25 protein-coding genes and 1 pseudogene are annotated in these 21579 nt (G+C 23.3%); 22 read left to right on the top strand and 4 right to left on the bottom strand.

All coding sequences use genetic code 4. From position 1 onward, the window contains the following. Positions 1-126 precede the first annotated feature (126 nt). Positions 127-819, top strand: a complete 693-nt coding sequence (locus SPIRDC1_RS02950; protein ID WP_174480466.1) for a superoxide dismutase — start codon at positions 127-129, stop codon at positions 817-819. A gap of 61 nt (positions 820-880) precedes the next feature. Here SPIRDC1_RS02950 and SPIRDC1_RS02945 read toward each other — a convergent pair whose 3' ends face one another. Then, positions 881-1117: a hypothetical protein gene (locus tag SPIRDC1_RS02945; protein WP_174480465.1), complete on the bottom strand. Its 237-nt coding sequence runs from the start codon at positions 1115-1117 to the stop codon at positions 881-883. A 344-nt stretch (positions 1118-1461) separates the two neighbouring features. On the opposite strand from SPIRDC1_RS02945, the gene ligA reads away from it, so the two are divergent. From ligA to SPIRDC1_RS02850, 19 genes and pseudogenes are all read left to right on the top strand, one after another. Then, positions 1462-3477, top strand: coding sequence for an NAD-dependent DNA ligase LigA (ligA, locus tag SPIRDC1_RS02940; RefSeq protein ID WP_174480464.1), 2016 nt, complete (start codon positions 1462-1464; stop codon positions 3475-3477). Next, a complete protein-coding gene (gene gatC / locus SPIRDC1_RS02935; RefSeq protein WP_174480463.1) occupies positions 3470-3784 on the top strand; it encodes an Asp-tRNA(Asn)/Glu-tRNA(Gln) amidotransferase subunit GatC in 315 nt (104 codons plus the stop codon). The genes ligA and gatC overlap by 8 nt, the downstream gene beginning before the upstream one ends. After that, a complete protein-coding gene (locus SPIRDC1_RS02930; RefSeq protein ID WP_174480462.1) occupies positions 3774-5246 on the top strand; it encodes an amidase family protein in 1473 nt (490 codons plus the stop codon). Before gatC ends, SPIRDC1_RS02930 begins: the two co-directional genes overlap by 11 nt. Further along, on the top strand, positions 5239-6678 hold the full coding sequence (gene gatB, locus SPIRDC1_RS02925; protein ID WP_174480461.1) for an Asp-tRNA(Asn)/Glu-tRNA(Gln) amidotransferase subunit GatB: 1440 nt from the start codon (positions 5239-5241) through the stop codon (positions 6676-6678). The genes SPIRDC1_RS02930 and gatB overlap by 8 nt, the downstream gene beginning before the upstream one ends. A 134-nt stretch (positions 6679-6812) precedes the next feature. Then, positions 6813-7808 carry an IS3 family transposase gene (locus tag SPIRDC1_RS02920; protein ID WP_174479968.1) on the top strand — a complete coding sequence of 332 codons (996 nt, stop codon included), beginning with the start codon at positions 6813-6815 and terminating at the stop codon, positions 7806-7808. 16 nt (positions 7809-7824) lie between these two features. Then, on the top strand, positions 7825-8136 hold the full coding sequence (locus SPIRDC1_RS02915; RefSeq protein ID WP_174480460.1) for a potassium transporter TrkG: 312 nt from the start codon (positions 7825-7827) through the stop codon (positions 8134-8136). A 21-nt stretch (positions 8137-8157) separates the two neighbouring features. After that, positions 8158-9012, top strand: a complete 855-nt coding sequence (locus tag SPIRDC1_RS02910; RefSeq protein WP_174480459.1) for a bifunctional 5,10-methylenetetrahydrofolate dehydrogenase/5,10-methenyltetrahydrofolate cyclohydrolase — start codon at positions 8158-8160, stop codon at positions 9010-9012. Positions 9013-9947: 935 nt separating this feature from the next. Then, on the top strand, positions 9948-10802 hold the full coding sequence (locus SPIRDC1_RS02905; RefSeq protein ID WP_174480458.1) for a hypothetical protein: 855 nt from the start codon (positions 9948-9950) through the stop codon (positions 10800-10802). 352 nt (positions 10803-11154) lie between these two features. Then, positions 11155-11490, top strand: a complete 336-nt coding sequence (locus SPIRDC1_RS02900; protein ID WP_174480457.1) for a hypothetical protein — start codon at positions 11155-11157, stop codon at positions 11488-11490. Continuing rightward, entirely contained in the window at positions 11483-12136 is a 654-nt protein-coding gene (locus SPIRDC1_RS02895; protein WP_174480456.1) for a PD-(D/E)XK nuclease family protein, read from the top strand. The genes SPIRDC1_RS02900 and SPIRDC1_RS02895 overlap by 8 nt, the downstream gene beginning before the upstream one ends. Beyond that, complete coding sequence (locus SPIRDC1_RS02890; protein ID WP_174480455.1) at positions 12126-12350, top strand: hypothetical protein; 225 nt, start codon at positions 12126-12128, stop codon at positions 12348-12350. Before SPIRDC1_RS02895 ends, SPIRDC1_RS02890 begins: the two co-directional genes overlap by 11 nt. Then, a complete protein-coding gene (locus SPIRDC1_RS02885; RefSeq protein WP_174480454.1) occupies positions 12343-12537 on the top strand; it encodes a hypothetical protein in 195 nt (64 codons plus the stop codon). Before SPIRDC1_RS02890 ends, SPIRDC1_RS02885 begins: the two co-directional genes overlap by 8 nt. 159 nt (positions 12538-12696) lie before the next feature. Further along, on the top strand, positions 12697-12843 hold the full coding sequence (locus SPIRDC1_RS02880) for a hypothetical protein (protein ID WP_174480453.1): 147 nt from the start codon (positions 12697-12699) through the stop codon (positions 12841-12843). Then, entirely contained in the window at positions 12836-13678 is an 843-nt protein-coding gene (locus SPIRDC1_RS02875; RefSeq protein WP_174480452.1) for a RecT family recombinase, read from the top strand. The genes SPIRDC1_RS02880 and SPIRDC1_RS02875 overlap by 8 nt, the downstream gene beginning before the upstream one ends. A gap of 604 nt (positions 13679-14282) precedes the next feature. Beyond that, positions 14283-14540: a hypothetical protein gene (locus SPIRDC1_RS02870; RefSeq protein ID WP_174480332.1), complete on the top strand. Its 258-nt coding sequence runs from the start codon at positions 14283-14285 to the stop codon at positions 14538-14540. 3 nt (positions 14541-14543) lie between these two features. Then, positions 14544-15371 (top strand): hypothetical protein, encoded by an 828-nt coding sequence (locus SPIRDC1_RS02865; protein WP_174480451.1) that lies wholly within the window; start codon positions 14544-14546, stop codon positions 15369-15371. Between the two features lie 58 nt (positions 15372-15429). Beyond that, complete coding sequence (locus SPIRDC1_RS02860; protein ID WP_174480450.1) at positions 15430-16626, top strand: IS256 family transposase; 1197 nt, start codon at positions 15430-15432, stop codon at positions 16624-16626. Positions 16627-16684: 58 nt separating this feature from the next. Continuing rightward, positions 16685-16843, top strand: a pseudogene (locus tag SPIRDC1_RS02855) (IS256 family transposase); the annotation flags it as partial. A gap of 113 nt (positions 16844-16956) precedes the next feature. Then, positions 16957-17952 carry an IS3 family transposase gene (locus SPIRDC1_RS02850; RefSeq protein ID WP_174479968.1) on the top strand — a complete coding sequence of 332 codons (996 nt, stop codon included), beginning with the start codon at positions 16957-16959 and terminating at the stop codon, positions 17950-17952. Between the two features lie 34 nt (positions 17953-17986). Here the strand turns inward: SPIRDC1_RS02850 and SPIRDC1_RS02845 are convergent, their stop codons facing one another. The 3 genes from SPIRDC1_RS02845 to SPIRDC1_RS02835 form a co-directional block, all read right to left on the bottom strand. Next, positions 17987-18214: a hypothetical protein gene (locus SPIRDC1_RS02845; protein ID WP_174480448.1), complete on the bottom strand. Its 228-nt coding sequence runs from the start codon at positions 18212-18214 to the stop codon at positions 17987-17989. Next, positions 18208-18603 carry a terminase small subunit gene (locus tag SPIRDC1_RS02840; protein WP_174480447.1) on the bottom strand — a complete coding sequence of 132 codons (396 nt, stop codon included), beginning with the start codon at positions 18601-18603 and terminating at the stop codon, positions 18208-18210. Before SPIRDC1_RS02840 ends, SPIRDC1_RS02845 begins: the two co-directional genes overlap by 7 nt. A 169-nt stretch (positions 18604-18772) precedes the next feature. Next, a complete protein-coding gene (locus SPIRDC1_RS02835) occupies positions 18773-19177 on the bottom strand; it encodes a hypothetical protein (RefSeq protein WP_174480446.1) in 405 nt (134 codons plus the stop codon). A 558-nt stretch (positions 19178-19735) separates the two neighbouring features. Between SPIRDC1_RS02835 and SPIRDC1_RS02830 the strand changes: the two genes are divergently transcribed. Further along, positions 19736-21211: a hypothetical protein gene (locus tag SPIRDC1_RS02830; RefSeq protein WP_174480445.1), complete on the top strand. Its 1476-nt coding sequence runs from the start codon at positions 19736-19738 to the stop codon at positions 21209-21211. 51 nt (positions 21212-21262) lie between these two features. Continuing rightward, on the top strand, positions 21263-21427 hold the full coding sequence (locus SPIRDC1_RS02825) for a hypothetical protein (RefSeq protein WP_174480444.1): 165 nt from the start codon (positions 21263-21265) through the stop codon (positions 21425-21427). The last annotated feature ends 152 nt before the right edge of the window (positions 21428-21579 follow it).

Here is a 21579-nt window from a genome sequence, read left to right as displayed (position 1 = left end):
TTTTTAGTATAACATATAGTGAGAAATCTTGTAATATAATAAACTTGTAATTTTACATTAATTTATTATAATGTAATGCAATATTTATATGTGAAGAGTTTAAAAAGAAAAGGAGGATAGAAAAGAATGCCTAAATACAAGATTAATATTATCGATTTACCATATAATTATGATGCTTTAGAACCTTATATTTCACAAGAAACAATGAAACATCATTATGAAGAACTTCATAAGAAATATTTAACTTCTTTAAAATTAGTGATGGATAAACATCCGAAAGTTTTTTCTGATTATAATCTTGAAACTAAAGGGGAACTAAATCGTTTATTAAGTAATTATTGTAAATTAGAAGATATATGTGAGGATAAAGAAACTTGTAATGTAAAAAAATTACAAAGTAGCATTCGACAATTTGGTGGGGGAGTAATTAATCATAATCTTTTCTTTTCACTATTGGGGAAAAATAAAAGTTTTAATGAAAAATCAGCTATTGGTAAAGCAATAATTAATCGCTTTGAATCTTATGAAAAATTTGAAGCCGCTTTAACAAAAACTGCCATAGATATTTTTGGAAGTGGTTGAGCATGATTAGTAATTGACAATAATGGTACATTAAGACTATACAAAACTTTTAATCAAGACAATCCATGATTCTTGAATATGTATCCATTGATCGCTATTGATGTATGAGAACATGCACATTATTTACAATATAAAAACGAACAAGAGAAATACTTACAAGCATTATTAAAAGTTATCAATTGAGAACAAGTAAATAACAATTATCAAGAGTATTTAAATGAAAAAACTAAAAAATAAGTAAAAAAGAACTCAATTGAGTTCTTTTTTTATAATATTATTAATATTAATCTAATCTAAGTTATTTTTTAGAAGAATTTTTCGAAGAAATAGCAGCAATTCTAGTTTTTTTAATTTCTGCTTTTTTTTCTATTTTAATTTTTTCAACATGCTTTTTAAAACCACATCGATTACAATTCAATTGAATATTTTTTGCTTCTAAAAATTCGGCAATTAAAATAACCCTACCACATCGATGACAAACAAAAGAATTTTCTGGCTTTTGTGCTAAACGAACAGATGCATATGTATCTTTCATAACTTACTCCTAACTCATATAAAATTAAAGTAATTATTTTTAGTTTTAGTACTATACTTAAAACTTATCAAAGGTTAATATTAAAAAATGTGTCTAGTTATATATAAAAAACCTTTAAGTCACAATAAACTTAACAGGAGTTTAAAAACTAAATACTTAATTAGCCATTATTTTTTAATACTAATTTTATTATAATCATTTTTTTAAAAAAATGTATATTATTATTTATTTATTTTATTTACATTACTAAATTATACTTTTATAAAACAAAATTACAATTAAAGTAATAATTCATTTATAATTAATTATGTCTTATTAACAAACCAATTAGAGGAGAAAGTAATATGAGTAACAAAAATAATGATATTAAAAATGAAATAATACAATTAAGAAACCAAATTAAACAATGAAATTATGAATATCATGTTTTAGATAAACCTACTGTTAGTGACGAACTTTATGATAGCGCCTATCATAGATTAATAAAATTAGAAGAACAATATCCCCAATTTAATAGTAATGATTCTCCAACTAAAACTGTTGGTAATAAACCACTTAATTCTTTAACAAAAATTTTTCACCAACAACCAATGCTAAGTTTGGGTAATGCCTTTAACTATGAAGATTTACTAAAATTTGATCAACAAATTAAAAAAACATTATCAGAAAATAACATTGAATATGTTTGTGAGCTAAAAATTGATGGTCTATCAATTTCTATAACTTATGAAAAAGGAAAAATAAAAACTGCTGCTACCAGAGGTGATGGTATTGCTGGTGAAGACATTACCAATAATATTTTGACAATTAAAACAATACCAAAAACAATACCAATTAATTCTAAATTAGAAGTAAGAGGAGAAATATATTTAAGTAAAGAAGAATTTAATCGCATTAATGAAAAACAACAACAACAAAACTTACCACTCTTTGCTAATCCTCGCAATGCTACAGCCGGTACTATTCGCCAACTTGATATTAATATTGTTAATTCAAGAAAATTAGATGGTTTTCTTTACTATTATATTAATGCTACTAATGATAATATTAAAACCCATGAACAAGCACTATTTACCTTACAAAAATATGGATTCAAAATTAATGAACAATGACAGTTATGTAAAAATATTGAAGAAGTATGAACTTATATTCAGAAATATGAAAAGTTAAGAAATACATTACCATATGAAATTGATGGTATTGTCATTAAAATTAATGATCTAACCAGTTATGATATGTTAGGAAGAACTAATAAGGCACCAAAATGAGCAATAGCTTATAAATTTCCTGCTGTTACTAGTGTTACTAAGCTTTTAGATATATTTCCAACTGTTGGTAGAACAGGAAAAATAACCTATAATGCTAGATTACAACCAGTGATAATTGCTGGTACTACCGTTACTTTTGCCACACTTCATAATGGTGATTATATTATTAATCGTGATTTACGTATTAATGATTTAGTAAGTGTTAAAAAAGCGGGTGATATTATTCCAGAAGTAATTGCTCCAATTATTAGTAATCGTCAAATAAACAATATTATTTTTAAAAAAGCTATCCATTGTCCAGTTTGTAAAACAAAATTGGAACAAGTTCCGCCAGAAGTTGATCAATTTTGCATTAATAGTGATTGTCCATCACGAATTCTTAAATCATTAATGCACTTCTGTTCAAGAAATGCTATGGATATTATTGGTTTAAATGAAAAAATATTATTACGTTTTTTAGATTTAAAATGAATTAAAACTATTAGTGATATTTACAATTTAGTTAATTTACGAAAAGAAATACTATCATTACCACGTTTTGGTGAAAAATCTTTCACTAATCTTGCTAATTCAATTATTCTATCAAAACAAAATTCCTTAGAAAGACTTTTATTCGGTTTGGGAATTCGCCATGTTGGCCAAAAAACAGCAATTATTCTTGCAAAAAAATATTTAACTTTAAATAACTTAATGGAAGCAACCTTTGATGATCTAGCTAATACTAATGAAATTGGTCCAACAATTGCTACTAGTGTTATTGATTATTTCCTTAATCCTACTAATCAACAACTAATTACTAACTTGCAAAACTTTAAACTTAAGTTTAATTATTTACAAAAAAACCAATCACAAGTATTGAATGGTAAAACTTTTGTCTTAACTGGAACTTTAACTAAAAGTCGTAACGAATTCATTCAATTATTAAATAACTATGGTGCTAAAATTACCAATACTATTAGTAATAATACTTCTTATTTAATTGTTGGAGAAAATCCAGGAAATAAATTAGCACAAGCACGCAAACTTAATGTTAAAATTATTAATGAAGAGCAATTACAAAATTTATTGAAAGAGGTAGCAAAAAATGGATAAAATTGAAAAGAAAATGAAAACAAAAATGCTACATGAATTTGCTAACGAACTTATGTTCAATTTAAGCGAAGAACAATGTGAAAATCTTTTACTAGAATTTAAAGCTATTGAAAAACAAATGGAAATTGTGACAAATATTAATACAAATGATATTGAACCTTTAAATTACCCATTTCCTATTATTAATAATTTATTACGTTCCGATAATGTTGGAACTCATTTAACATCTAAAACTGTTTTAAATATTGCTCCAGAAGTTGAAAATAATTACATTAGTATTAATCAGGTGATTAATCATGAAAATTAATTACCACCAACTTTCAATTCGTCAACTTCATGAATTATTAAAAACAAAAATACTTACTCCAGATCAATTAACTAAATTAGTATACAAACGAGTAGAACAATTCAAAAAATTAAATGCTGTTGTTACTTCACTGGAACAAAATGCCATTAAACAAACAAAATCAATTACTGAACAAGAAATTAATGATAATTTATTAGCAGCAATTCCATTTGTAATGAAAGATAATATTGCTACTATTAATTTCTTAACAACAGGTTCATCAAAAATTCTTGCTAATTTTATTCCTAATTATGACAGTACTGTTAATATGTTATTAACAAATAATAAAGCCATTAATATAGCTAAAACTGCTCTTGATGAACTAGGAATGGGTGGAGATGGTTTATATGCAGCTACTGGTCATGTCTTAAACCCTTGGAATTTAAAACATATCACTGGTGGTAGTTCTAGTGGCAGTGCAGCTTTAGTCGCTGCTGGAATTGTACCATTTGCTTTAGGAACAGATACTGGTGATTCAATACGTAAACCTGCCGCTTATTGTGGTATTGTTGGTTTTAAACCAACATATGGTTTAATTTCAAGAAATGGTGTTTTTCCTTATGCTCCAAGTTTAGACACAGTTGGTATATTTACTAATCATGTCGAAGATATTGCCATTGTCTTGGATAGTATTGCTTTATTTGATGAACAAGACTTTACTAGTGTTCAAAGTAAAGAAAAAGATTATACTCAAAACTTAAATCAAAATATAGAAGATAAAAATATTGCTATTTTAAATTATAATGATTATCAGTGAAATGATATAGTTAAATCTAGTTTTGATGAAGCAATAAAGCATTTAACTGATGGTGGTGCAAAAGTTCAACAAATTGAATTTAATAAAGAATTATTACAATCTTTATTACCGGTCTATATGATTATTTCTTTTGCTGAAGCAACTAGTTGCCACGCAAATCTAACTGGTATTAATTTTGGTGTTCGTAAAAATGGTAAAAATTATCAAGAAGTTATGACAAATTCACGAACATTTGGTTTCGGTGATATGGTAAAACGCAGATACATTATTGGTGCATATGCTTTATCTGAAAATCATCAAGAAGAATTATTTAACAAAGCTAAAAAAGTAAGAAGATTAATTGTTGAACATTTAAATACTATCTTTAAAAAATATGATGCTTTCATTATTATGCCAAATATTAATCCAGCTCCAAAAATTAAAGATGTATTAGAACAAAAAAAAGTTATTAAAAGTGAACATGATTATTTAGAAGACTTACTACTACTTTCTAATTTAAATGGTGGACCAAGCATTAATATTCCGTTAACTACTGTTAATGGTTTACCGATTGGTTTTAATATTAATGGTGCACCTTTCAATGATCAAGTTATATTGAATATTGCTTCATTTTTAAGTAAAAAAATTAATTTTAATAATAAACTACTAGGTGATGATCATGAATAATAAATATGATGTTGTAATGGGTATTGAAATCCACTGTGAATTAAAAACTAAAACTAAATGTTTTTCCAACGCCGCCAATACTTTTGGTCAAAAACCAAATACTCAAATTAATGCCATTGATTGCGGATATCCAGGAACATTACCAACAGTTAATCAAGCTGTTATTATAATGGCAATTCAAACATGTACTGCTTTAAAAATGAATATTGATCCACTCTTACGTTTTGATCGAAAAAGTTATTTTTATCCCGATTTACCTAAAGGTTATCAAATCACACAATTTTTTCATCCAATTGGCAGAAATGGTGAATTACCAATAGTTGTAAATAATGAAGAATTTATTGTTAGTTTTGAACGCTTACATATTGAAGAAGATACAGCAAAACAAATTCATAATAATAAAAAAACATTATTAGACTATAATCGAGCGGGAATTCCCTTATTGGAAATTGTTACTAAACCAATTTTTAACACAAGTGAACAAGTAGTAGCATATATTAATACTCTACGTCAATTATTAATTCATTTACAAGTTAGTGATGCTAAAATGAATGAAGGCTCATTACGATGTGATATTAATATATCGTTAAAACCACATGGTAGTGATATTTTAGGTACCAAAGTTGAAATTAAAAACTTAAATTCTACACATAATATTACTTTAGCAATAAATGATGAAATTAATCGTCAAACTAATATTTTAAATAAAAAACAAAAAATTAATCTTGAAACTAGAAGATTTGATGAAAAAACTAATAAAACCGTTAGCATGCGTAGCAAAGAAAATAAAATTGATTATAAATATTTTCCTGAACCAAATATTTTTCCAATTCAACTAGACGAAAAATGAATCAAAATGATTGCTAAAAATCTTCCTGAATTGCCTAAAGAAATAATGGAAAGATTAAAAAAACAATACAATCTACCAACAAAAGATATTAATTTATTAATTGACAAAGTAGAAATATTAACTATTTTTGAACAAACAGTTGCCATTAATAATTTAGCATTACCTACCTTTAATTATTTAGTAGGTCCTGTGCAAGCTTATTGTAATACTAATAACACTACTATTAAAAACAGCGAACTTACTGCTAATAATCTATCACAATTAGTTAGTCTAGTTTATGAGCAAAAAATTAATGATAAACAAAGTAAACAGTTATTAAATGCAATTATGATTAATAGTGAAAAAAGCCCTACCGATCTTATTAGAACATTAGGTATTACTTTAGTAAGTGATAGTAATGATTTAGAAAAAATATTAATCACAATTTTAAAAGCAAATGAAAACATGATTACTATTTATAAATTCAATCCAGAAAAAGCAATGAAATTTTTTATGGGTCAATTAATGAAACTAACTAAAGGACAAGCAAATCCACAAGTTTCTAAAGAAATATTAAAAAAATTGATTGAAAACTATAATTAGTTTCAATCAATTTGTGATGTCTTGACAGCTACTTGCTACTTGCTACTTAGCCCTTTTTACTAGACCATTAATTTAAAAAAAACTTGAATGTATTCGAAAAACAATTGTGTTATACAATTAACACTAATTTTGACATGAAAGGATTTTTAATAATGGATAAAATTAAACAAATAGCATTAGTAATTAACAAGTTAAATATCAAACAAAAAATTCAAATTATTGATGATAGCAAAAACCAATATTCAATTAGATATCTTTGCCAACATCTTCAACTAAACCGATCAACATATTATTTTGTAAAAAACAAACAAAACCCTATTAAAAAAGAAAAAAATCAAATTAGTAATTGTACACATAAATATCAAGAATTATGCCAACTTTTACTTGAATTTCATTTTACAAGAAAAGGACAAATTTATGGCTATTTACGAATTTTTTCAGCATTTAAAGAATGATTAAAACAATACAAACATATTATTTTAAATCTAGAATTATCAACAAAACAAATGCGAAAAATTATGAAAGATCACAATCTTCAAGGATTAAAACAAACTAAAAATAACTATCCTAAAAACAAAAAAAATCCAAATAAGTGAATACCTACAATGGATAAAGTAAACAAAGATTATAAAAGTACAACCTCTTCAAATCAAATTTGATCAATGGACACTAAACAAATAAATACTAAAGAAGGTTGATTATATCTTTTTGTAATTATTGATTTTTATTCAAATAATATTGTAAGCTATAATACATGTTCAAACAAATCCTATCAAGATTTAATCCTTCCTGCACTTGAAAAAATAAATCAACAATTCTCTTGAAACCAAGTAAAAAACGTTATTTTACACTCAGATAACGCCAACGAATTTTATTGTCAAGACATCACAAATTGAGCTGCTGATAAGCAAATAATTTTAAGCAAAAAACAACCTTATGATATTGGTGGCAATGTAATATCTGAAAACTGATTTTCTCATTTATCTCAAGAATGACTACCTAAAGGTTCAAATCAATATTTTTCTCTCAATGAAGCTATAAATGATGTAAACCAATATATTATGTTTTATAATTACGAAAGAATACATTCTAAATTTCTAAAACCACCAATTTCACAAATAAAAATTTAAAACTGTCTATCCAAAAGTGGTCCAGTATTTAGGGCTAACCACCACCACCGTTTTTGTATCAGTAATGATTATCACAATTGAAAATGTTTTTATAAAAGATAATTCTGATATGACCTTTGCAAAAGTAATTTTTGATGTTTCAAGTGCTTTTGGAACAACGGGACTTTCATTATTTGATAATTCGAAATTAGCTATTTTTAGTCAACTTAGTTTAATTTTTGTCATGTTTGTGGGACAATTAGGAGTATCAACTACTGTTCTTGCTTGAAGTGATCGTAAATCAAAACCAACGATAAGTAGAGTTGAAGAAAACGTATTAATTGGATAAATTAAGAAACGGTGAACACATATGATAAAAATTTTAGATGGTAAAATAATTGCCCAGCAAATTAAAGCAAAAATTAAAGCACAAGTAACAACTATTACTAATCGTAAACCTAAACTAGCAGTAATAATTATTGGTGAAGATTTAGCATCACAAATGTACGTACGAACTAAAATTAAAGCATGTCAAGAATGTGGTATTGATGGACAAGTATTTTCACTAACAACAACAGTAACACAAAAAGAAATAATTAATAAAATTGAACAATTAAATAGTGATAATAATATTGATGGAATTTTAGTACAATTACCACTACCAAAACATTTAGATACATTAGCAATTATTAATAGCATTACTATTAATAAAGATGTTGATGGTTTAACAAATATTAATGCCGGAAGATTATTACAAGGTGATAAAAAAGCAATGTTGCCTTGTACAGTAAAAGGTATTTTAAAATTACTAAATCACTATCAAATTCCCATTTCTAAACAAAATATTACTATCATTAACGATAGTAATATTGTTGGTAAACCATTGGCTTTATCATTAACTAATATGGGAGCAACTGTTAGCATTGTTCATAAATTAACTAAAGACTTAACTCTTTATACTAAAGAAGCTGATATCATTTGTAGTGCTACTGGTTTCTATAATATTATTAATAGTAGTCAAGTTAAACGTGATGTTGTTATTATTGATGTAGCAATTAATTATCAAGGTAAAGAAAAAAAAGTTGTTGGTGATATTAATTTTGAAATAATGAAAAATACCGCTTCAGCAATTACTCCTGTGCCTGGTGGTGTTGGACCAATGACTATTTCCATGTTATTAGAAAATTTAATGATTTGCTATCAATTAAATAATAAATATAATTAAATTGGAAAATTAAATGTTAAAGAAAAATTGGATTAAAAAAGATTAAATAATATTGAAAAAAATAATTTAGAATTATTAAAATTTAAGTTTTTAAAAGAAACTATTTCAACAAATAGTGTTTATTTTGATAGTCCTTTACATTTTTTAAAACCAGAAAATTATTCAGATTATCAAATACATAATGAAAATAATACTATTATTTTTAAAATAGAAGTTAATATACAAAAATTATATGATGATTGAATAAAAGGAATGAATAATTTTGCTTAAGATTATATTTTAAGTAAAAAATATATAAATATTAGCACTGAATATAATTTAAAAACTAATGAGTTTATTAATAAAATTAATCAAAACTTATTTCTTTTAAAAAATAATTTAATATCAAAAAATAATATTTATGTTGTAAGAGTTTGAACTTCAAAAATAGAAAAAAATAATTTCAATATTTCTTCCTTTGAAAAAGATTGAGAAGAATTTAGCGATGTTGGATATTGATGAACAGATAAAGACACTTTAAATAAAGAAGTTTCGTTAAATGAAAAATTACGTTTTACTTTTAGAAATCAATCAGACTCTTTAATAAAAGAACTATTATTTAAAGGAAATCATGAAATTAAAATAAAATATGTTGAAACTGAAACTAAAATTACTACTAAAGGTTATGAATATAAAAATTCTAATTGATGAAAAAGAAATTGATCATGATTTATTTCAATATTTATTTTAATTTTAGCACTTTTATTTACAATCATATTTAATTTTTTAAATTAATATAAATCATTAAAGTGATAAATCAAAAATAAATCATATTGTATGTAAAAATTATAAAATTTGTTATAAAAATAATTAGAAACTAAATTATAAGTTTTAACTCATTGCTTTTATTTTAAAAGTAAATGAGTTTTTTTACATTTAAAAAGGAGTACAAAAATATGAAATATTTTAATCCAAATTATTGATTTAAATTATGATTATTAATCACACCACTTTTTAATAATCAATTACAAAATACTAATGCTAAAGCAATTTATAATAAAGAAAATATTAAAGATTGAAAAACAAAAAATATATCTATTAGAGATTGTACACAATCTAATGATCAAGATATTACTTGTATTCATGAAGCAGGACATACAACAATTATTTTAGATTCTAAATTTAAAAATAAATTTCAAAAGTTAGAATTTATCACTTCAGATTCCCAATACCTCGGAAGAACAATATCTGATGAACTTATACCTTTAAATCAAATTAAAAATATAAGTGATAATGACTTATATACCTTATTACGAATTGATTTAGCTGGATTTGCTGCTGAATCTATGTTTTTTGATAGTAACCCTTTAAAATATATTATCGGACAAGCAAGAATTATGGATTCAAGTGACTTACAACACTATCACAATATTTATCAAGAAGAGTTTGAATCAAGAAAATTAAAACCCCACAATGAAGAACCTTTAAATTTTATAGGTAAACAATTAAATGAAACAAGAAAAATAATAAATAATAAACTAGAATTTGAAAAAATTCTTAAAACATGTTGTCTAATAAACTACGTTAATAAAGAACACGCTGATTATATTTTAAAGCATAAAGAAATACCTATTCCACTATTTAAAAAAGAAGAAATTAAAATGTTTACAACAACACAAATACAAACATTCATTAAAGAACAAATAGAAACATTTACAGAAAGCCAAATTAAAGCAATTACATCAAAACAAATTACTTGACTGACCAGTGAACAAATACAAACACTCACAGAAAAGGGCGCATCACTTTAACTCCTAGTTTCATAAAATAACAAAGAACGATATAACTATCGTTCTTTTTTTGTTAAAAGATTAAAACTTCATAAAACTGTCGTAGAAGTCTAATAGTGAGTACGAAATGTAAATACTTCTATATCAGTATAAAAGAGCATTTAATGTTAAGTAAGTTAAAATGTTACACTGTATCGCTTAATGTAATTATAGATTAATTTGAATAGCCTTATTATGGCTCAGTAAAGAACTCATTAATCTAATTAATAATTACATTTGTATTATTTAAAAAAAATAGGGGGTTTTATATATAAATACATACCTCATTAACAATATCATAACACAATAAATAAAATAAAGGAGAAAAATAAATATGGCATACGTTTATTTAATAAAATATAAAGTTAATTATACATTTGAAACAAAATATAAAGCCTTTTGCACTTTTGTAGAGGCTACTAATTTTCATAAAAATTATAAATATCATTTATTAGAAGATGCATATATTATACATTATGAAATATTAGTATTAGAAATTGATATGCATTGTACAGAAGAAAAAACATTAATGAAAGGATTAATAATTATGGAATATAGAGAATATAGAATGGTTGGTTCTTGTGATAGATGTAGAAAACAATCTTCAATTGGTAATAGATTATGTAATAAATGTTTTTGAATATTAATAGGTAGAAAAAAATATGAGTAAATTAATTTTTAAAAAAGAAACTCATCAATATTTTTTAGAAGATAAAGAATTAATATCTGTTTCTAGAATTATTGATAATTATTTAAGTTTTGATTATAGTCATATAGCACCAGAAGTATTAAAAAATGCTTCAAATCGTGGTAAATGAGTTCATAAACTTAATGAATTATATTTACAAAATATTAATCAAGAAAATATTATTAATAATTTATTAAAAAAATTAAAACCATTAACTAATACTATAAATTATTCTTATTGTAAAAAATCACTTATGTTTTTAAAAGAAAAATTTAAAGATAAAAATAATTATGAATTTATTATTGAAAAACCTATTACTGATAATGTAATTGCTGGAACACCAGATTTAGTTTATTTAGATAAAAATGAAAATAAATATTATTTAGTAGATTATAAAACTTATGCTTGTATTGATAATGATAAATTCAAAAGAATTCAATTACAATTAACTGCTTATTATTGTATGTTACTTGCTAATGGTATAAGTCCAACTAATAAAACTTATGTTTATTTAACTAATAAAAAAAATCAAAAAGAAATAGAAATTAAAATAACAAAGAAATTAATAGATGAATGATTAGAAGCAAAAACAAAATATTTTAAAGGAGAAAATAAAAATGGAATATAAATTGGAATATTGTAAAAATAAAAAATGTAATTTTAATGAATTATTAGTTAAAAATCTTAATTCTAGAATTGAATTTTTAGAATATCAAATTGAAGAAATTAATTTAAATCAATTAAATTTATGAGAATTAGATGTTTTAAGAGGTCAAATTAAAGAACTAAATATTTTAAAAAATAATATTAAAGAATGATTAAGAAGAAATAAAAATGATTAATGAAAAATCAATTAAAGAAAAAAATATTTATTCTTGTAATTCAATTGAATTTGATAAATTACCTAATAAACTAGATAGTAATCTAAATAATTGAATTGAGATTAATAGTCATTTAATAGTTAATCCTAGTAAAAATATTGAAGTACATTTAGATAATAGATTTAAAGGAATTAAAAAATGATTTTAATTACTAAAATTAATGATATTTGACCTATAACTTGAGTACTCATTGGATTAATTATAATTGCTTCAATTATTTTAATAATTCTATTATTAATTCTATTTTTTATTAATATAAAAGATTTAATAATTGAAAAAAATAAAAAACGAAAGGAACTATTAAATAATGGATAAAAAAAGTTCTGGTATGGATAAATCAATTTTAATTTTATTAAAACATATAGGAAAAATTAATAAAAAATTAGATGAAATTTTAAAAATATTAAATGCTGAAAAAATAATTTGAGATGAAGGAGAAGAAAATAATGAGTAATAATAAAAATGAATTAAAAATTCCTAATTTTATTAAAAGTAATAAAGAAGAATATGTAAAATTTAGAAATTATTATGAAATGATTATAAATTCTAGTAAAGATTTAAAAACTATGAATCCACAAAGTTTAATTAATGCTTTAATTAATTTATATAAATTAAATCTTTCAATTAATCCTATAAAAAAAGAATTAGCATTAATTCCTTATGGTGATGAATTACAAGTTCAAATTCAAGAAGATGGTTGATTAACATTATTACAAAGAACTGGATTAGTTGTTGATTTTCAAAGAGAAAAAATAACATCAGCACATAAATTTAATAAAGAAAATAATAAATGAGAAATTAATCCAGCATTAATTTTTGAAAGAAAAACTATTACTACAATTGGTTATTATTGTTATATTTCACTTTTAGATAAAAATGGTAAAATTAATAATTTTTATAAAGGAATGACTGTTGAAGAAATTAATCAACATAAAGATAAATATGGAAAAACTTATAATAAAAAAAATCAAGAATGAAAATTAAATCATATATGAACTTCTGCTTTTGACCAAATGGCTTTAAAAACAGTAGTTAAAGCATTAATTCGTGAAATTAATAAAACACCAATTATAGTATTAAATAATCAAGATGATATTAATTTAGCACTTCAATTAGACCAAGGTGTAGTAATTGATGAAGAAACTATTGCATATAAAGATAATACTGGTGATGAAGTTAAAATTATTAATTCAAATAATAATATTGATAATACTGATATAAATTCTACTTTATCTAAATTAAAAGAATTAGAAAAAGAAGAAGAAATTATAGAAAATTTTGAGGTCTAGTGAAAGGTAAATTTAATATGAATAAAGAAAAATTAATTATTTGAATAAAAAAACAAATTAGTATTTGTTTATGTGATTCTTTAAAAGAAGCCGGTAAACTTACTGCTTATTATAAAGTACTTGAATTTATATAAAAAGGTGAATTTGATTAATGAAATTATTTTATATCTTATTAAGAATATTAATTTTACCAATATTTTTATTATTATCTTTAATCTCTATTCCTTATAATTTACTAGCATTTATTTTATTTGGAAAATTTAAAATTCAGTTTGAAATGACATGAAAAGAGGAGAGTAAATAATGCCTTGATGAGGAATATTATTAATAGTGATAGCAACTACACCAGTAGCAATCATATTATTATTTTGTTTAGTTGCTCTTATTTTAGGAGCAATAGCAATAATAAAAGATTAAATAAAATGATAGGCATTTGACATATAACCTGTTTAACTCCTATTTTTATTTAAATATGTCAATGTAAGTCCTAAATTTTATTTTATACAGAACGAAACTATAGAATTATTAAAATTTGGATAACATTATAATTCTATAGTCCACCGTAGTAAACGGTGCTGATGAGTTCATAAAAGGATGTGAAATAATGAGAAACATTAAAACTGAATGATTTTATAATGAAAAAAGTCCTAAAGAAATAATATGTAAAACAGTAAGTTTATTAAAAAATAAAGAAGATGCTTTATGTTATTTATTAGCATTAAATTTATATCCAAAATTATATCCACAAGATATTTATTATTCATGAATATTAGAAAATAATCAAACTGGATATTTAATTATTGTCGGTAATAATAGAGATACTATTGGAAATATGAAATTTAAATTTATAAAAGGAGAATAGAAAATGCCAAATACAGAAAACTCACAATCAAATTATACTTTATTAAAATTAATAAGAACTGGAATAGCACCATTATCTGCCATGATTGGTACCAGTGCTTATTATGGTCAATTAATAGGAAATCCTATTTTAGGAAGTATTAATGCTTTATTATTTAGTAAAAAATTAGGAATTGATATTTGAAATTTAAATCAAATGCCAAGTTCAAAAACTAAATTAATTAATAGTAGTAAAAAAATATTATTAGGATTAGGAACAATTGGTTTAGTTAATTATAGTAAATTTACTAATGCAGATATTAATCCTAATCCAACAGAAAATCCAATAACAACTACTACTGTTGACCCATTTCCACCAGATTTATTATTTAGTAATCATGATACTATTGATAATCATTTAATGGATTGAGATACATATATATCTTTAAATTCATATGGTATTGCCAATTTGGTTGCTGGAATTACTGAGTTAATACCTAATAAATTTGAAGCAATAAGAAAGATATGTAATATGGCTACTGGTGGTTGTTTGATTAGTAGTGGTGTAGCAATGGGTATAAATAATGATTTTATGAATGCTTATGCAGTACCTACCATAATTGCTGGTGCAAGTGAAATTATTCATAATTTATTACCTATGGAAACAACTAATCATATTGAAGAAATGCAAGAAACACCATTTAATAATGAAACTACAAGATTAATTAATGATAATAGATTCACAATTAATAGTGAAACATCAAGTCAATATTATGGTAGTGATAATATGACCGAAGTACCATTAAATTATGATAAGGGAATGTTTAGTAATCTGTGTGACTTACAAAAATAACTATGTTTAATTAATTCTAGTAAATATAATTTATATATCTAGAAAGAGTGAGTTACAGATGGCTAAAAAAGATAATCTTAATAACAATGATCCAATATCAAAAGCAGTAGATTTATTATTAGAAAATACTGAGGATTTAACAACAGTTTTTAAAGAGGGAGGCTTATATAAAGAATTAACTAAACGATTGGTAGAAAAAATGTTGAATTCTGAGATGCAAAATTATTTAGGACACGAAAGAAATCAACGCAGTAATAATGACAATGTTCGTAATGGTACAACATCAAAAAAATTAATAACTCAACAAGGTAAAATTGAAATTGATGTACCAAGAGATCGCAATAGTAATTTTGAACCAGTAATAATCACAAAAAGACAGAGAAGATTTGATGGTTTTGATCAACAAGTTCTTTCACTATATGCAAAAGGTATGACTTTATCAGATATTAGAATGCAGTTGCAAGAGTTATATGATGGCGCAGATATTAGCGAAAGCGTAATTAGTCAAATTACTGATGATGTCATTGATGATGTCAAAGCATGGCAAAATCGTCCATTAGATAGTGTTTATCCAATCATTTATTTTGATTGTATCGTAGTTAAAGTACGTCAGGATAAACGTATTATTAACAAATCAGTTTATATAGCTTTAGGAGTTGATTTAGAAGGTAAAAAAGATGTTTTAGGTTTATGAATTAGTGAAAATGAAGGTGCTAAATTCTGATTAAATAATTTTACAGAAATGAAAAATCGAGGCTTAAATGATATTCTTATTGCTTGTAGTGATAATTTAACAGGCATGTCAGAGGCAATACAATCAGTTTATCCTAAAACTGAACATCAATTATGCATAGTTCATCAAATTAGAAATAGCTTAAAATATGTTTCATACAAACATCGAAAGTCTCTAGTTATCGATTTAAAGCCAATTTATACAGCATGTAGTGAAGAACAAGCAATGCAAGCTTTAGAATCATTTGAAAGTAAATGAAATAAACAATATCCACAAATTGCTAAATCTTGATATAAAAATTGAGAAAATTTAATGGTTTTTATTAGTTATCCAGCAGAAATTAAAAGGGTAATTTATACTACAAATGCTATTGAATCTGTTAATAGCCAATTACGAAAAGTTATTAGAAATAAAAAAGTTTTTCCTAATGATATGGCAGTTTTTAAAATTTTTTACTTAGCAATTGAAAATATCACAAAAAAATGGGGAATGTTTAGTAATCTGTGTGACTTACAAAAATAACTATGTTTAATTAATTCTAGTAAATATAATTTATATATCTAGAAAGAGTGAGTTACAGATGGCTAAAAAAGATAATCTTAATAACAATGATCCAATATCAAAAGCAGTAGATTTATTATTAGAAAATACTGAGGATTTAACAACAGTTTTTAAAGAGGGAGGCTTATATAAAGAATTAACTAAACGATTGGTAGAAAAAATGTTGAATTCTGAGATGCTAATTGCTACTTGCTACTTGCTACTTAGCCCTTTTTACTAGACCATTAATTTAAAAAAAACTTGAATGTATTCGAAAAACAATTGTGTTATACAATTAACACTAATTTTGACATGAAAGGATTTTTAATAATGGATAAAATTAAACAAATAGCATTAGTAATTAACAAGTTAAATATCAAACAAAAAATTCAAATTATTGATGATAGCAAAAACCAATATTCAATTAGATATCTTTGCCAACATCTTCAACTAAACCGATCAACATATTATTTTGTAAAAAACAAACAAAACCCTATTAAAAAAGAAAAAAATCAAATTAGTAATTGTACACATAAATATCAAGAATTATGCCAACTTTTACTTGAATTTCATTTTACAAGAAAAGGACAAATTTATGGCTATTTACGAATTTTTTCAGCATTTAAAGAATGATTAAAACAATACAAACATATTATTTTAAATCTAGAATTATCAACAAAACAAATGCGAAAAATTATGAAAGATCACAATCTTCAAGGATTAAAACAAACTAAAAATAACTATCCTAAAAACAAAAAAAATCCAAATAAGTGAATACCTACAATGGATAAAGTAAACAAAGATTATAAAAGTACAACCTCTTCAAATCAAATTTGATCAATGGACACTAAACAAATAAATACTAAAGAAGGTTGATTATATCTTTTTGTAATTATTGATTTTTATTCAAATAATATTGTAAGCTATAATACATGTTCAAACAAATCCTATCAAGATTTAATCCTTCCTGCACTTGAAAAAATAAATCAACAATTCTCTTGAAACCAAGTAAAAAACGTTATTTTACACTCAGATAACGCCAACGAATTTTATTGTCAAGACATCACAAATTGAGCTGCTGATAAGCAAATAATTTTAAGCAAAAAACAACCTTATGATATTGGTGGCAATGTAATATCTGAAAACTGATTTTCTCATTTATCTCAAGAATGACTACCTAAAGGTTCAAATCAATATTTTTCTCTCAATGAAGCTATAAATGATGTAAACCAATATATTATGTTTTATAATTACGAAAGAATACATTCTAAATTTCTAAAACCACCAATTTCACAAATAAAAATTTAAAACTGTCTATCCAAAAGTAGTCCAGTATTTAGGGCTAACCACCTTGTTTTCAAGTATCATATAATTGTTCACTCATATTTCTAAAAACATAAGTTTTAACTTTTGTATTAGGTAATACAGTTGTTTTACATTCAAAATCAAAATCTTGAATAGTTTTACCAGATTTACGACTACCTAATTGGTCAATTCTTTTAACAGTTAAAGGTTTTTTATAATACATTTGTTTTAAAATATCATTAAGATAACCAAAATGTTCTAACATTTATTTTTACTCTTATTTTCTAAACTAATTGCTATAGGGGTGGTATTATCGTTATTTTTGATGTCAATTTTTGTTGATAAATGATATTTATTAACATATGCTCTTTCTAAATATCATGAAGAATTGCCGGCATGTGACTTTAAATATCTTTGTAAATTTAAGTGTTCAATTTGAGAATGCGCTCAATTAATTTGTTGTAAAAAAGTATTTCTCTTTTTTTCTTTTCATTTTTTTAAAGTATTTTCAGTTATATCTAAATAAATTAACATTCCTAATTTAGTAGGTATTTCATCAAAATCTTTACAATGAATAAAATAATTTCCTAATGATTCTCTTAATTTTTTAGCATCATTAAAAATTGTTCTTATTTTTATTTTTTCTTCTTGCACATAAAAATCTCCTTTGATATGCTTTAAAAACAAAAAAAATTATGCTATAATTAATATAATCTTTAAGTTAGACGGTGGTAGCAATAACTTATTAACTTTATTAATTACTTCATATATTTTTTTATTTAATTTTTATAATATAATTATAACAAAAAATAGCATTACACTGCTATTTTTTTAATTTATTTAATTTTTCAATAAAATTTTCTAAACTTTTTTGTCCTAATTGTGACATATTAATATTATTATCAGAACAATATTTTTTTAATTGACAATAAGAATTTTTATCAATTAATAATTTTAAATTAATTTTTTTAAATTTTATTTTTTTATTTTTTCTTTTAATTTTTAATTTGTTTTTTATATTGTTTCAGAATTTAAATTCTGGATGTTGATTTTTATATATAATCATACATCCTATAAAAGTTCCAATAATAGGTAATGAAATAGTTAATAAAAAAATACCAAAAACTTTATTTTTTTTACATAAAACTATTCCTTGCATAATTGGTACAAATAAAACAATACTACCAAATACTAAAACGGCTAATGATATAATTGCTCAAGTTGGCATATATTTATAATTCCTTTTCTATTTATATTTTTCTTTATTGTACATTATTTTATTAAAAAAGAAAAGATAACTAATAAAAGTTATCTTTTAAACGTAAATAGAATTTGCAGTTTATTTTATCGTTCTTTAATATTATATATTATACTCTAAAATCTGAAATCACTAATATTTTAGCAAAATATTTTCAAAAAATCCATGATTATGATGAATATTTTTTTCTAAATAGAGATAAAAATCAAGGACGTATTTCAAATGTGGATATAATTTAATTTTCTTTAAATAAAAGATAAAATTAAAATAAATTATTAATTGTTATAAAAATTATAACCCTATTTAGGGTTAATGTCAAGTCTTAATATAGATTTTATTAACTTTTATAAAATAAAAATTCCTAACTATTTAGGTTTAGATTTATTAAATTTTATAAATTTAAACAAACACTTTTAATTACCATTTGCTTTAAGTTCAATTCCATTAGTAGGTAAATTATTAAATGCTTTAACATTAGGTATTCCAGTAGGATTTATTATTACTCAAAATTCTCAACAATATAAAAATATGCCATTTTTTAATGGATTTATGAGTGCATTTTTTGCTTCAAATTTATCAAGTATTATTGGTAATAATGATAATAATTGATTTATTCCTTTAAATGTATTTAGTAATTCAAGTGAGTTTGCATTAGGTAAAATGTTAGGTTCACATGTTTCAACAACTGCTATGACAATGAAATTAAGTGATAGAGTAAGTGTTTATCCATGAGATGCTAAAACTGGTAAAAAGTTAGAAGTAAAAGAACAAATAAGTACAGTTGATTTATCACAAAAGAAAACAAAAGAAATTTTTAATCATATAATAGATGATAAAGTATATATAATGGCAGAAGATACAGAATTTTTAGATATTGCTTCACCATTAACTAATGAAGATACTGAATGTCAATGAAATCCGACAAGTAATGGAGTTATTGATGGTTCAAATTATGCTTATATTATTGATACAATTGTAACTCAAAGTTTACATCAAGGTGAAGAAAGACATACATTTTATAGTGATAATCCTTTTACTTATCAAGGTGATTATAATGAAATATCAGTTGCACAATTTCGTTATAATAATATGGGTTATTTAACTGGTAATGCTTTTAATTGAACAACTTTATATAAATTAAATCATGATGAATATGAAGAAAGTGAAGAAACTACTTTTAGTTATCCATCAAAAATATTACCACCAAGTCCACAAAATATAGCAAAATCAATTATTATTAATCCAGATTTAAAAGTAGAATTAAATTATAAAGATATACCATTAACAGATACAAGTTCAATTCCAGTAAAAGATAATTTAGATAATTGATGAAATGCTAATTCAAATAAACTAGTTAATTATGAAATTGATTTAAATTCATTATTAGACCCAACATTATTAATTAAGTCTTTTAATGATTTAAAAAGATATTATAAATCAATAACTATTTATTATGATTATGATATTGAAACAGTACAAGAAATTCATAATAATTTTATTAAAGGTTTTGGTTTAAAAGATTGATATACTGATTTTTCTGTTAAAGAAAAATTTGCCAATCCAAAAAAACATGATGGTTTACAAGAAATTTTATTAAAAGATTTAATTTTTCAAGATAACGAACCAAACAATAACTTTAGATTAGGTTATTGAAATCATAATCCAAATAAAAACCAACTAGTCCATTTAGAAAGTGAAAGTGGTATTGCTAATATATATGGAATAACTAATAAACATTATGATTTTAATAGTTATAAGTTTGAAATAAAAGATAATGGTAATATTGATGGATGAGATAATAGTTTTGAAAATAATAATTTTTTAAATTATTGTATTCTTAATAAAAAATTAAAATGAAATTTTTATTTACAAGCAACATTAGGAAAAATTGAAAATATGTGATATATTAATGAAAAAATTGGCGAAGATAATAAAGCATATGCTAGAATCTACATTAATAGTATTAAAGCAAATATATATAAAATAGTACTAAATTCAAGATAATTATGATATTATATTACTATTAAGTTAAATAAAATATTCAAGGAGTAAATTATGGATACAAAAAAAAATGTTATAACTCATGAAATTGAAAAAGAAAAATTTACTAGTAAACTTTATAATAATAAATTTTTTCTAATTTCTATTAGTGTAATTGCTATAGTAGTTTTATTGATAACTATTGCTCTTTTAATTGGTGCATTCACTGTTTGAAAATAATATTTCCCCACAATCTTAAATAATGTATAATTAAGAGACTTACTTATGTAAGTATATGAAATAAAAAGTTCTTACTGTTCTGTTGTTAGGTTGGCACCTAATTAAAAAGTTACCAATAAGGTAACTTTTTTTATATTTATTTAAATAAAAAA

It is taken from the genome of Spiroplasma endosymbiont of Danaus chrysippus (genome assembly GCF_902809815.1).
Lineage (GTDB): Bacteria > Bacillota_I > Bacilli_A > Mycoplasmatales > VBWQ01 > Spiroplasma_E.
The sequence above is the reverse complement of the archived record's forward strand: the minus strand, read 5'-3'. Positions and strand labels throughout refer to the sequence as shown.